The following is a 13425-nucleotide window of genomic DNA, read 5'->3' as shown; positions in this document are numbered from 1 at the left end:
GCTAAAATGCTCCTACCCTCCCACCCCCTTACCCTCACACCCTCCTACCCTGAAAAAACTCATCTGCCGCGCAGGGCCACCACGGGGTTGAGGCGCGACATTTTCCAGGCCGGGTACACGCCGCTCATCAGCCCGAACAGCAGCGTGAGCACCATACCCCAGCCGAATACCCGCCAGCTGAGGGCGAAATGCGCATAGGCCACGGTGTGGGCCTGGTTGAGCAGCGCCAGGGCGCCGGCGGCCAGGCCCAGACCCAGCAGCCCGCCCACCAGGGCCAGCACCACGTTCTCGACCAGAAACTGCCCCACCAAATCGCGGCCCGTGGCCCCGAACGCCTTGCGCACGCCAATTTCGCCCGAGCGCTCCAAAATGCGAGTCACGTTCAGGTTCACCAGGTTCAGGGCCGGCAGCAGCATAAACAGCAACGCCAGACCGCCCACTACCAAGTAAAATGAGGTGATGTTGTCGTTGTCCACGGTCCGGTCCTGGTAGTTCAGCAGCTCGCGGGTGAAGCCGGCTAGCATCGGGTCGGCGTAGGAGAACAGGGCTTTCACGTCCTTCGGGTTCGGAATTTCCACCCGGCGCATCATCTGGCGGTATTCTTCGCGTACGGCCGGCACCGCCGCAGCCGAGGGCGCCAGCATCACCACCAGAAATTCGCCTTCGATTCGGTTATCCTTGTAGTACTGCGGGCTCAGGGTGTAGGGTACCCACACGTCGGCGTAGGCATACAAGTGGCCGGCCGAGACGTTGCGCACCACGCCCGCCACCCGGTAGCGTTTCAGGTCGATTTCAATGGTGCGGCCCACCACGTCGGTGGTGCCAAAGTAGCCGCGGGCGGTGGCTTCGTTCAGCACGCACACGTGCTGGGCGGCTTGCACTTCGGTGCTGGTAAAGGCCCGGCCGCCCAGGAAATCAAAATCCATGATTTGCCAGAAGTCACCGTCGGTGTAAGAAAGGTCTAGAGGCAAAAGCTTGCTTTTGGTGAAAGCCGTGGCATTGGATGACGCGGTGATGATGCCCACCTTTTCCGGGGTTTTCAGCTTGCGCACGTAATCGTCCACGAAGTGGATGCTGGCCGGCATGTTCATCCAGCCGTTGCCCTCCGCCATCTGGTGCCGGATGGTATTCACGAACAGCATCCGGTCCACGCGCTTAATGGGCGTGCTGGGCCCCACCAAGTGGTCGAACAGGGCCATCACCACCAGCAAAATCATCAGCGTGAAGCTCACCCCAAACAAGCTGATGAAGGCGAAGAACTTGCGGCGCATGAGCACCTTCCAGGCAATTTTTAAGTAGGAGAGCAACATGGGCAAACAGTGGTAAACCGATGAATTTGGGAACGATGCCCGCCGGGGCTGGCGCGGCTTACTCCTCCCGGAGCGCCACGGCCGGCTGAATGGCCGCCGCCAGCCGGCTGGGGTAAAAAGCGCAGCCGATGGCCAGCACGTAGAGTATCCCGGTGGCCAGCAGCATGGCCAGGCCGTACACGCCGGGGGCCACGTCGAACACGCCCAGCAGCGGAAACTGCACCGCCAGCAGCAGCCCCAGCAGCAATCCAAACGTGGTGAGCACCAGGAGTTCGCCCACCACCTGCCAGCTGATGGCCCCGGCCGGGGCACCCATGGCCCGACGCACGCCCAACTCGCCGCGCCGCTGATTAATATTCAGCCAGAGCACCCCGAACAGGCCCAGCGCTACATTGACGAGCAGAAAAACGCAGATTACGGCCATAATAGCGGGCGGAGTCAGCCGGAACTTGAGCTGCGTGAGGCGCTGGTCGGGCAGGCTGGTGACGCTGCTGACCCAGCCCCCGCTCACGGCCCGGATTTCTTCGCCGAGGCGCTTTTCGAGGGCCGCGCCGCTGCCCGGCTGCACCCGCACCATCGGGCTGGTCCAGGCGTGGGCCGAGTCCTGCGGGCCCACGTAGGCCAGTACGGCCGGGTAGGGCTCGGCTAGCTCGCCCTGGGCGCGGTAGGAACTGATAATCCCCACTACCTCATAGGCATCCTGGTCGTTGTCGACCAACGTCTGGCCTACTGCCGATGCCCGGCCTTTGGGAAATAGACTAGCCTGCATCAGCTCGGTAATAACCACCGGCTTGCGGCGGCCGGCGGCCTCGTCGCGGCGGTCGAACCAGCGGCCCGCCACCAGACGCAGGCTCATCACGTCGCGCAACTCCGGGCCAACGTGGTAAAACTCCGCCCCCACCTTCAACTTATCAGTCCCGTCCTTCACCTGAAACTCCGTAGAGCTGTCGTTGAACGAGAAGGGCGTGTTCTCGGAGTGGCGGGCTACGCCGACCACGCCCGGCATGCTGCGCACCCGCTGCAACACCCGCTGCAAGGTGGCAAACTGCTCGCGGCGGGGCTGATTGCCGGGGCTCATGTCCACTTCCCACACCTGCTCGTAGGTGAAGCCCAAAGGGGCGCGGTAGTTGGTCCAGTTGTACACGGCCACGCTGCCCACGGCGAAGAGCACCACGAAGGCCAGCACTATTTCGAGCAGCAGCAGGCCGTTGGCGCGCTTGCGGTTCCACATCAGCGTAAACAGGTGGCGTATCATGCGGCGATTTCTCCTTTCAGGGCCTTCACGGCCGATAGTTTCGATATTTTGTAGGCCGGGTAGGCTCCCGACAGCACTCCGAAAAACAACGCCATGCCCAACCCCATCGCATATACCCGGCCGTTGAGCTCAAACTGCGAGTAGGCGAAGAAATGGCTGCCGTTGAGCAGCGCCAGCACTCCCGCCGCCAGCCCCAGACCGAGCACCCCGCCCAGCAACGTCAGAAAGATGTTCTCCACCAGAATCTGTCCCACCAGCCGGCTCGCCGTGGCCCCGAAAGCCTTCCGCACCCCAATCTCGGAGCTCCGCTCCAGGGTACGGCTCACGTTGATGTTGACGAGGTTGAGGGCCGGCAGCACCAGAAACAGCAGCCCCAGCCCCAACAGCACGCGCAGGAAGCCGCCCACGCCGCCATCGGCCCCGGCATCGCCGTTGTACTGCGCCGTGATGGAAGCCAGCAGCGGATGCGCCCACGCGTTAATTTTGCTAAACTCCTTCGGGTCGGGCAGCGGCACGCCGGCCAGCACCCGCTGAAACTCGTCCTGCACGCGCGGCACTTCGGCCGGGGTGCGGGCCAGCACAATGGCCTGGAAGGAGCCCTGGTAGTTAGGGTCACGCAGGTTGTAGGTCGATACCGTGTTGGGCAGCCACACATCGGCGTAGGAATGAAAGCGCGCGAGGCCCACGTCATGCACCACGCCCACCACCCGGTAGCGCACAGCATCGAGCACCACGAAGCGGCCCACCGCCGTAGCCGCATCGGGGCCGAAATAGCGCCGGGCGCTGGTTTGATTGAGCACGGCCACGTGGGCGGCTTCGCGCACCTCCTGCAGGTTGTAAGGCCGGCCGGCCACGAAATCAAAATCCAGCACCTGCCAGAATTCGCCGTCCGTAAACTTGAGGTCCAGCTTCAGCACCTGATTGCCCACGTACGCCACCGCCGGCTTGAAATTGGCCAAACTGAGCGACACCTTTTCGGGTGTTTTCAGGGTACGGACCCACTTCTCCAGAAAAGCGTAGCCCAAGCTTGAGTTGCCGGTGCCACCGTCGCGGTACACCAACTGAATACGACTGATGAACATCAGCCGGTCGGTGCGCAGCTCGGGCCGACGCGGGCCGGCCGTGTAGTCAAACATGGCATAAACCACCAGCAGAATCATCAGCGTGAAGCTGATACCAAACAAACTAATGGCGGTAAAGAACTTGCGGCGCATCAGCACCTTCCAGGCAATTTTTAAGTAAGAGAGGAGCATGGGTTTGAATTAAAAATTATGAATTAAAAATTAAAAATGAGAGCAAATCGAGCCTGTTCAGAATCGTCCTGTCGACTCATTTTTAATTCTTCATTTTTAATTTTTAATTATCCTACCCCACCTGGCTGCCGTCAAAAAACCGCACCACGCGCTGCGTTTTCTGGGCCTGCTGCTCGTCGTGGGTCACCATCACGATGGTCACGCCGTCCTGGCGGTTGAGGCCCAGCAGCAGGTCCATAATTTCCTCGCCCATCACCGAGTCGAGGTTGCCGGTGGGCTCATCGGCCAGAATGATTTCGGGGCCGCCGGCCAGGGCGCGGGCAATGGCCACCCGCTGCCGCTGCCCGCCCGAGAGCTGGCCGGGAAAGTGGCCGGTGCGGGCGCTCAATCCCACTTTGTCGAGCGCAGCCATTGCCCGCTGCCGACGCTCCTTGCCGCCCATGCCGGGCCGGTAGAGCAGTGGCACTTCCACGTTGTCCACCACCGACAGGTCGTTTATCAGGTGGTAGCTCTGGAACACGAAGCCAATTTTGAGATTGCGCAGCCCGGCCAGTTCCCGGTCCGAGTACGAAGTCACGAGCCGGCCATCCACGGCAATGGTGCCGCCGGTGGGCTCGTCGAGCAGGCCCATGAGGCTGAGCAGCGTGGACTTGCCGCAGCCGCTGGGCCCCATAATGGACACGAACTCGCCCCGGTTAATGGTCAGGTTCACCCGGTTCAGCGCCACTGTTTCGATGGTGCTGGTCTGGTACACCTTCTCGATGTTGGTGAGCTGAAGGACCGGCGTTTCCGCAGCGGCCGGGCCGTTGGGCAGCAGCTCCGGGTGGGTATCGAACGAGGTGGCGAGCAGGTTTTCCATATTAAAAAATCAAATAGTGAAAGGTGCAGAAAAGGTGAGAAAAGCGCGAAGAGAAATCAGGTAGTTTGGAGCTGTCATGCTGAGCTTGTCGAAGCATCTCTACCGCTTCGTTGAAATTAGTTGCGCGGTAGAGATGCTTCGACAAGCTCAGCATGACAACTTACTTATTGGCAATCAGCGAGTAGCCACGATGGGCACCTGTTTATCAAAGTCGTATAGCGTGAGGGCGCGTAGGCGGTAGTGGGCTACCCAGCACGCCCGTAGCGCGAAAATGCGGGTGCGCTTGGCGCTGTCCTTGGCGTTGGAGGCCAGGCTCAAATCGGTGAGGCTGAGGCGGCCCAGCAGGTAGGTGGCCCGCGTGATGTCGTAGCGGCGCTGGGCCAGCGAGTCGGCCCGCTCGGCCAGGCGCAGCTGCTCGGCCAGGGCCGTAAACTGGCTGGCCTGCGTGAGCACGGTTTGCTCGAAGCTGCGCTCTTCCTGGGCTACGGCGCGCTGCACTTGGTCGCGGGTCAACTCGGCGGTTTTCACAATGGATTTGCGGCGGCCCCAGTCCACGAGCGGAGCGGAAAACACCAAGCCCACCTGCTGCTGGTTTTGCAGGTTGGCGTAAGTATCGGTGAAGGAAGTGGCTTGATTCACGTAGCCCAGGTTGGCCGTGAGGGTGGCCCGGAAGCCGGTGGTGCCCCGCGCCTGGGCCACGTCGCGCTCGGCCTGCAGCAGCCGGCGGCGGAAGGCCAGCGTGGTGCTGCGGTGCTGCCGGGCCTGCTCCAGCGCCCGGGCCGGCAGCACTACCGGCTGCGGCGCCGGGGCCGGCTCGGCCAGGGCCGGAGCTTCGGTCAGGCCGGTGTAGGCTTGCAGCTCCACGGTGGCGTTTTGGGCGTTGAGCTGGGCCTGCGTCTGGGCCTGGCGGGCGTCGAGCAGGTTGAGCTCCAGCTGCAGCAAGTCGCTCTGCGAGAGCCGCCCCAGCCGGTATCGCTCCTGGCCAATACGCAGCAGCTCGGCGGTGGCTTCGGCGTTTTGGCGGGCCACTTCGGCGTTCACCTGCTCCAGCAACACGTCAAAATACAGCTCCGTGACGCGCTGGGCAATGGTTTCGCGCTCTTCCACGTACTGGCGCTGGCTTTCCTGGTAGCGCAGCGGCTCGATGCGCCGGGCCCAGCGCAGGCCGTTGAACTGGCCCAGCGGCTGCGTGAGGCCCACGGCAAAGGGCTGGTTATTGTAGCGCCGCAGCTGGCCATTGAAATCATCGAACCGCTGCACCACCGACCCCACGAATACCTGCCCGCCGGTGAGGCCAATGTTCTGGCTCAGGGTTAAACCCAAATCCGAGTTATTGATGCGTACCGACTGGAAGCTGGTGGTACCATCGGGCTGCACCACCGGCGCAATGGCCCGGCTGAAATTGGGCAGCGTCCCCTGCAAGCCCAGCTGCGGCCGGTAGTTGGCCTGGTAGCCGCGCCAGGCCCAGTAGCTGGTTTCGCGGGTGGTATAGGCCTGCTGGCCCACGGCCGACTGGCTCAGCGCCAGGGCAATCACGCCGTCCAGCGTGAGGCCGCCGGGGGCGGTCTGGGCCCCGGCCGGCAGCTTGGGCAGCGCCAGCAATACGAGCAGAAAAAGAAGTCGAATTTTCATCACCGGGCCGTGTTATTCCTTAATGAGAAGCTCCGGCGTTTCGGCGTGGCTTTTCATGTCCGACACCACCACCTCATCGCCAGCTTGCAGGCCGTCAATAATTTGCACGTGGTCGAAGTTGCTGTCGCCGAAGCGCACGGTGCGGCGCACGGCCCGGCCGTTCTGCACCACGAACACAGCCTGCTCCTTTCCTCCCTGGTAAAACGGACCGTTTTTCAAACGCAATACCCCGTGGTGGGCGCGGGTCACCACAAACACATCGGCCCGCAGGTTGGGCCGCAGCACCGGGTGCCGGGGGTTTTCCAGTTGGGCATAAAAGGTAACCACGCCCTTGTCCACACTGGGGCTGATGCTGGCAACGCTGCCGCGCAAATCCGTGTCGTTGATGCGCACCACCACCGGGTCGCCGGCGCGCAGGGCCTCGGCGTAGGAATCCGAAATCGTGGCCCGCACCCGGAAGCTACTCAGGTCGGCCACGCGGGCCAGCGGGTCACCAGCCTGCACCGTGGTACCAATGTTCTCGTTCACCCAGGTCAGCACGCCCGGCTGCTGGCTGCTGATGTTGGCCTGCCGCAGCTTGGTGGCCAGCTCCGAAATGCTGCGCTGCTGCATCGACACGGTGTAGCCCAGCTCGCGCACATCGGCCGCGTTGGACCGCTGCTGGGTTTGAATCTGGCGGGCCAGGCGCTGGGCTTCCAGCTGGGCCACGGCTAGGTTCAGCTCGGCCTGGCGCACGTTTTCGGCAGTGCCGCCCCCTATTTTTAGTAGTTGCTCTTCGTCGCGCAAGGTCGATTGCAGGCTGCGCACTTTCACGGCCTGCACCTGGGCTTGCACGCGCAGGTCGTTGAGGCTGCGCTCCAGGGTCAGCTGCAGCTGCGAGTTCTTGTTTTGGTTACGCAGCTGCTCGTCGTCGAGCTTGGCCAGGGCGGAATTGGCCAGCTCCTTATCCAGCTCCAGAATGGTTTCGTTGGGCTGCACGCGGGCGCCCACCGCCACCGCCACCCGGCGAATCGTGCTCTGGATGGGACTGGTCAGCACCGCTTCCCGGCCCGGAATGATGGTACCCGCGGCCGTTAGCGAGGCTTCCACATCACCGGTCTCTACCCGCGCCGTGAGAATGTCGTTGCGGCTGATACTAGGTTTCAGCACCGTGCGAAAGGCCAGCACCGCCACCAAAAGCACCGCCACCACGCCCGCCCCTAGCAGCCAGCGGCGCCGCTGTCGTTGGCTTTGAATTGATGGGGCAATGGCTCTGTCCATTTTCGGGCGGGAATAGGTATGATTCCACTACCTATTGCCAAGGCCCGTGCCATTTATATAACCATCTGATTACCATTAAATAACATATAATTAAGCCGAGTTGGTTCTCCTAAAAAGTGTCCGTTACCGGACAACTGCTTTTAAATCGGACAGTACGCCCGCTTACTCCCATCAGCCGAGCCCCACTCACGCAGGCTCCAGGCCCGGCTCGTCGCCATATAGGTTGTCCTTTAGCGCCCCTTTTATGAATTGTTTGTCGTAGTGACGGTTGCGCCGGCTTTTTTTAGCCTCGGCCCGCTTGCCGTTGCGCTTGTCCACCACAATTTCGCCGAGCCGGTTGAGGTCGCCAATTTCCCTAATGTCGTTGGGCGAGTTACGCTTGGCCATGGCTTTTCCTTCCCGAACCCGGCCACGCCCGAAAAGTTAAGCCCGGCCCTTTCGGCGCACGTTATGGGCTGTTAGGCCAGCATCTGGTACACCGCCAAGGCCGCCACGTAGGCCAGCCCGGTCATGTACACCAGCTGAGCCATCGGCCACTTCCAGCTCTTGGTTTCGCGGTACGTCACGGCCAGCGTGCTCATGCACTGCATGGCAAACACGTAGAACACAAGCAGCGAAAACGCCCGGGCTGGCGTGAAGAACGGCTGCCCGTTGGCGTCTTTCTCGGCACGCAGCTTGTCCTGCAGCGTGCCCATGTCGGCGTCCTGCCCCACGCTGTAGATGGTGGAAATGGTGCCCACAAATACCTCCCGCGCCGCAAACGAGGTGAGCAGTGCAATGCCAATCTTCCAATCGTAGCCCAGCGGGCGGATGGCCGGCTCCAGGGCCCGCCCAAACGAGCCAGCGTAAGAGTTTTCGAGACGGGCTGAAGCCACGCGACGGCTGGTTTCCTCCTCGTTCCAGCCCTGGGCGGGCACTTGCTGGCGCACCTGGGCTTCGGCGGTTTCCTGCTTTTGGCCGGGGCCGTAGGTGGCCAGCACCCACAGCAGCACCGAAATGGCCACAATCACCTTGCCCGCCTGCATCACAAAGGCCTGCACTTTCTGGTAGATAGTCAGGCCCACGTTTTTCCAGCGCGGCCACTGGTACACGGGGAATTCCATGATGAAGTAGCTCCGCTCCCGGGCTTTGAGCACGATTTTCAGCGCCCAGGCCGAGCCCAGGGCCGAAAATAGGCCCAGCAAATACAGCCCCATGAGCGTGACGCCGCGCAGGTTGAAGATGCCCCACGCAGCTTGGTCGGGCACCACCAGCGCCACCAGCACCGTGTACACCGGAATGCGCGCCGAGCACGACATGAGCGGCGTCACAAAGATGGTTATCATCCGGTCCTTCCAGCTCTCAATGGTGCGGGCGCCCATAATGGCCGGCACCGCGCACGCCAGCCCCGATATCATCGGCACCACGCTTTTGCCGCTAAGGCCAAATGGCCGCATCAGCTTGTCCATCAGAAAGGTAACGCGGGCCATGTAGCCCGTTTCCTCCAGCACGGCCAGGAAGCCAAACAGCAGCGCAATCTGCGGAATGAATATCAGCACCCCACCCAGGCCAGCCAGCACGCCCTCGGTGAGCAGGCGCACCAACGGCCCGTCGAAATTGTCCTGAATGGTGGCGCTCAGGGCCGCAATGCCCTGGTCAATCCAGTCCATGGGGTACTGCGCCCAGGCAAAAATGGCCTGGAACAACAGGAACAGAATACTCAGAAAAATCAGGTAGCCGCCGATGCGGTGGGTCAGCACCTTGTCGATGCGGTTGCTAATCGGCTCACGGGTTTCGGTGCGCGTCACCGTCACGGTTTCGAGCAGAATGTCGTTGATGCGGCCGTAGCGGGCAATGGTTTCAGCCGCTTGCCGCGCCGTAGCGTCGAACTCGTACTTGTGCGTCAGCTCCTGCAAATACGCCTTGTCGTCGGCGCTCAGGAAACCGATGTGGCGGTACTGCTGGGCGTAGTGCAGGGCCAGGTAGTCGTTATGCAGGTCGAAGTAGTAGCGGATTTGCCGTACCAGCGGCAGCAGCGCTTCATCGGGCTCCCAAAAGCGTTCCGGCGCGGCATCGAGCCGCTGGGCCATCACAATCTTGAGGGCCGCCACGCCAATGCCCTTGCGGGCATTCATCGGGATAATGGGCACGCCCAGCTCCCGCTCCAGCGCCGGCAAATCGATGCGGATGCCGTGGCGCTCGGCCACGTCCATCATGTTCAGAGCCAGCACGGCGGGCAGGCCCAGGTCGCCGAGCTGGGTGAAGAGCAACAGACTGCGGCGCAGGTTATTGGCGTCCACCGTCACCACCACAAAATCGGGGTAGTTACCCGCGGCCCGGTCGTAGAGCAGGTCCGTAATCACCTTCTCGTCCAGGCTCTTGGGGTAGAGCGAGTAGGTGCCCGGCAGGTCCACAATCTCGGCCCGCTGCGCCGGCGTGAGCTGCGCGAAGCCCGACTTGCGGTCCACCGTCACGCCCGGAAAGTTGCCCACCTTCTGGTTCAGCCCGGTGAGTTGATTGAATAACGACGTTTTGCCGCTGTTGGGGTTGCCAATGAGGGCAATGCGCAACGGCTGCGGGCCGGCAGCCAGCCCGGCCGGCGGGGCGAGGGACTCGGCCGTCGCGGGGGTGCGCTCTGTTGCCGCCATACGCTGCGCTTTACTCTTTCAATAAAATGGTAGCGGCCTCACTGGCCCGAACCGACAGCGTGTATTCCTGGTCGCCAAGCACCAGCATCAGCGGGTCGCCCAGGGGCGCCCGGCCGCTCAGGCGCACCTGCACGCCGGGCACGCAGCCCATCTCCAGCAGCTTAAGTGCCATTTCGGGGTCTTCGAGGCAGCAAATGGTGCCGGATTCGCCCAGGCGCAGGTCTTTGGCAGTACGGCGGGCGGCCACACCGGCAGCAACAAGCGGAGAGGAATTGCGGAAAAATGCCACGGGCAGGAAACGGGGAAAGCTTATTTAGAAAGAATACAAACAAAGGTACAATGCCAACCGCTTATTCGCCACCAGGTTTTTTTGAAGCAAAAAATGCCACTTTGCGGGCCTCCAATAAGGTTCATGGCCTTACACTCAAAAAGAAGGGTTGTTTCTCCCGAAATTTTACAATAACTTTCACCCCACTATTTGTAATTTTGTGCTTTCTACCCCTAATAATATGAGTTCACGCCTACTTCTTATAGCATTATTCTCAGTCATCACTGCAACGTCAGGTTGGGCTCAGCAGAGTCAGATAAAGGGCGTGATTGTGGACAAAGACACCAAAGAGCCATTACCCTTCACGTCTGTTGGGCTCAAAAGTGAACAAATTGGCGCGCTCAGCAACGAGCACGGCCAGTTTGTGGTACCCACGCCCAGCAAAAATGCGGAAGACTCCTTGGTCGTGGAGGCGCTCGGCTATTCCCGGCGGACGGTGCTGGTGCAGCGCGGCGTGGCCGTAGCCAACCTTACCATCGAAGTAGCCAAGCGCGCGGTTCAGCTGAGCAACGTGGTGGTGAAGGCGGGGAAAATCAAAAACTTAGGCCTTGGTGCCAAGTCCAATGACCCCGGCGAAGGCATGATTCAGGGCCTGCCCGGCAGTCAGTACGCCTTCTTTGTGAAAAATGATAAAAAGAAGCGCCTGGGCAGCGTGCGCACCGTATCCTTCTACATCGGTGAAAATGGTTTCCCCCGCGAGCCCTTCCGGGTGCGGCTTTACAAAGCTGACGGCAACTACAACGCCCCCAACACCGACTTGCTCACCGAAAACGTGGTGGTTTCCGCGCCGCAAGGCGGGCAGTGGTACACCGTCGACCTGACGCCCTACAACATCATGGCGCCGGAAGAAGGCTTCTTCGTGGCCATGGAATGGGTGGTGAGCGGCGATAAGTTCTTCGCCACCAACTTCATGGACGACTACACGCCCTACGGCCAGATTATGCGGCCCACCTTCGAGTTTAAGGAAAGCCGCACCTGGAACTACTCCATCGGCAAGGGCTGGAGCCTCATCACCGCCGCCAACAGCCAGGGCCTGCGCTACAACGCCATGATTAAGGCCGAAGTAGACATGATTAAATAAGCTTGCAGCTTTTGACTTGTAGCTTATTTAGAGAATAACACTTTGCTTGGCTTGTCCAAATCAACCAGCCACTGCCGAATCGTTTCCTGTGCCACAGGCGAAAACAGGGGACTCAATTCGCCATTCATCAGTGTCCATTCCGATTTCGCGGGCTGAAAAAGGTGGTTGACGCCCGGCAAACGCTTGGCAACCGTTTGGCGATTGAAGCTTTTCAGCTCTTTTTCCAGCGCTACCTGATGCAGCTCGGCGGGAGCCACTTCATCGGCAGTGCCGCTGAGCAGCAGCACCGGGCAGCGCACTTCGTTCAGGTCCTCCAACGGGTCGAAGGCCAGAAAAGAGCGCTGCCAGGGCGTCAGCAGCTGTGATGCCGCCTTTTGAATAGCCTGAGCATCAAGGCCGGGCTGGTCCTGGCGCAGCATGTTGCTCACAATGGCGCGGGCCTGCGCCGGATTAGTTAGCCGGATGATGCTGTACATCGTACGCCGCCGCTCGTAGGCCGCCTGCATCGCAGCAGGTTCCAGTTTCTGGGCGCGCTGCTGCATCAGCAGCTGTTGCAGCAACGTTTGTTCGCCCGTGAGGCCGTAGCCCGCCAACGAAACCACGAAGGCTGGCGGCAACGGCTGCCCCGCAGCCAATAAGGCCACGTTGGCGCCTTCGCCGTGGCCCACCACACCAATGCGGGCAATGTTGACTTCCAGCCGGGAGCGCAGAAAGTTGATGGCGCCTTGCACGTCGCTCACCCGCATGGCGGTGGTGGCGGTGGCCGTGCTCCCGCCCGACTGCCCCACCCCCCGGTCATCATAGCGGAGTACGACGACGCCCCGGCGGGTAAGGTAATCAGCCAAGGCGCCCATCATGCGATAGTTGCCCACGGTACCGTCACGGTCCTGAGCGCCGAGGTCGCTCACCAGCACCACGGCCGAGAAGGGCCCGGTGCCGGGCGGCACCGTGAGCGTGCCGCTAAAATTTAAGCGCGATACGGCATTATCAAATGCAACCTCCTCTTCGCGGTAGGGCGGGGCCAGGCGTGTGCCGGGTCCGCTGAGGCTTGGCATTGGCGCGTACCGCAGCCGCAGCGGGGACTTTACCCCGCCCTGGGTCCAGACGCCAATCAACTCCCGCTTGGCGGCATCGAAGCGGGCGGCGTAGCGGCTGCCCGCCGCCGGCATGTACAACAGCACGGAATCGCCGCGAACGGTCATTTCCGTGACCATGCGGTTCACCTTTTGGGCGGGCACGTCGAGGGCGGCAAAGTACTGGCCGTTCGCCAACGGCACCACGCTGATGGTCAAATCCAGCTGCCCCCCTAAAACGGACAGTTTCCCCTTCCATAAGCCCCCCAGAGGCAGGCTTTCTCCCCTCGGCGCGCGGCCGTTGGCCCAGGCAGTACCAATGCTGCATCCAGTCAGCAACAGTACCACCCAAATTACCCACCTTTTCATTGTGCACTTGTTGTAAATAGACTTATGGCACCCGAAAGATAAGCAATAGCATAACTCCCGCCGTAACCAGCGCCACCGCCGGGCCTTCCGTCTCAGCAACAAACGCTTCAATCAGTTCATTATAAATATATTGCATTAAATATTTAACATCACCTTCGCAGCCAAGCCAAAGCCCGTCTATGGTACCCGCCCTGTGCCGGAAGCATTGGCCCTGATGTCCCTTGATGCAAGTCGTGCCAATCCGTTTTCAACCCTGCCACGTAATGAATTTCGAAGCAATTACCGGCAAATAAGGAAAATGTACTGTGGTCGTAAAACTCTGGTTAGGCAGAAAAAACACTTTTCGTTACTTTCGATGTGCAGTACCGGGGCCTTTTT

Annotated in this window: 11 protein-coding genes; 1 reads left to right on the top strand and 10 read right to left on the bottom strand. The window is 61.2% G+C overall.

Annotated elements, in window-relative coordinates:
- Window positions 1-59: 59 nt before the first annotated feature.
- The 9 genes from GM79_RS16245 to GM79_RS16205 form a co-directional block, all read right to left on the bottom strand.
- Window positions 60-1310: an ABC transporter permease gene (locus GM79_RS16245; RefSeq protein ID WP_035565903.1), complete on the bottom strand. Its 1251-nt coding sequence runs from the start codon at window positions 1308-1310 to the stop codon at window positions 60-62.
- A gap of 58 nt (window positions 1311-1368) precedes the next feature.
- A complete protein-coding gene (locus tag GM79_RS16240) occupies window positions 1369-2565 on the bottom strand; it encodes an FtsX-like permease family protein (RefSeq protein ID WP_035565900.1) in 1197 nt (398 codons plus the stop codon).
- Window positions 2562-3818 (bottom strand): ABC transporter permease, encoded by a 1257-nt coding sequence (locus GM79_RS16235; RefSeq protein WP_035565897.1) that lies wholly within the window; start codon window positions 3816-3818, stop codon window positions 2562-2564. The genes GM79_RS16240 and GM79_RS16235 overlap by 4 nt, the downstream gene beginning before the upstream one ends.
- A gap of 112 nt (window positions 3819-3930) precedes the next feature.
- Window positions 3931-4677 (bottom strand): ABC transporter ATP-binding protein, encoded by a 747-nt coding sequence (locus GM79_RS16230; protein ID WP_081867826.1) that lies wholly within the window; start codon window positions 4675-4677, stop codon window positions 3931-3933.
- 174 nt (window positions 4678-4851) lie between these two features.
- Window positions 4852-6309: a TolC family protein gene (locus tag GM79_RS16225; protein ID WP_035565894.1), complete on the bottom strand. Its 1458-nt coding sequence runs from the start codon at window positions 6307-6309 to the stop codon at window positions 4852-4854.
- Window positions 6310-6321: 12 nt separating this feature from the next.
- Window positions 6322-7569 carry an efflux RND transporter periplasmic adaptor subunit gene (locus tag GM79_RS16220; RefSeq protein WP_035565891.1) on the bottom strand — a complete coding sequence of 416 codons (1248 nt, stop codon included), beginning with the start codon at window positions 7567-7569 and terminating at the stop codon, window positions 6322-6324.
- A gap of 186 nt (window positions 7570-7755) precedes the next feature.
- Window positions 7756-7956: a hypothetical protein gene (locus GM79_RS16215; RefSeq protein WP_035565887.1), complete on the bottom strand. Its 201-nt coding sequence runs from the start codon at window positions 7954-7956 to the stop codon at window positions 7756-7758.
- A gap of 71 nt (window positions 7957-8027) precedes the next feature.
- Window positions 8028-10196 carry a ferrous iron transport protein B gene (gene feoB / locus GM79_RS16210; RefSeq protein WP_081867825.1) on the bottom strand — a complete coding sequence of 723 codons (2169 nt, stop codon included), beginning with the start codon at window positions 10194-10196 and terminating at the stop codon, window positions 8028-8030.
- A gap of 10 nt (window positions 10197-10206) precedes the next feature.
- Window positions 10207-10485 (bottom strand): ferrous iron transport protein A, encoded by a 279-nt coding sequence (locus GM79_RS16205; protein ID WP_081867824.1) that lies wholly within the window; start codon window positions 10483-10485, stop codon window positions 10207-10209.
- A 220-nt stretch (window positions 10486-10705) separates the two neighbouring features.
- Here GM79_RS16205 and GM79_RS16200 point away from each other — a divergent pair, with 220 nt between their 5' ends.
- The gene (locus tag GM79_RS16200) at window positions 10706-11605 is read left to right on the top strand and encodes a carboxypeptidase-like regulatory domain-containing protein (RefSeq protein WP_072008642.1); all 900 of its coding nucleotides are present in this window, start codon (window positions 10706-10708) and stop codon (window positions 11603-11605) included.
- Between the two features lie 23 nt (window positions 11606-11628).
- Here the strand turns inward: GM79_RS16200 and GM79_RS16195 are convergent, their stop codons facing one another.
- The gene (locus tag GM79_RS16195) at window positions 11629-12885 is read right to left on the bottom strand and encodes an alpha/beta hydrolase family protein (RefSeq protein WP_161787201.1); all 1257 of its coding nucleotides are present in this window, start codon (window positions 12883-12885) and stop codon (window positions 11629-11631) included.
- Window positions 12886-13425: the final 540 nt, after the last annotated feature.

Source organism: Hymenobacter sp. IS2118 (assembly GCF_000715495.1).
Taxonomy (GTDB): Bacteria; Bacteroidota; Bacteroidia; order Cytophagales; family Hymenobacteraceae; genus Hymenobacter.
Note: the sequence above shows the minus strand (reverse complement) of the source record. Positions and strands in the feature narration are given on the sequence as shown.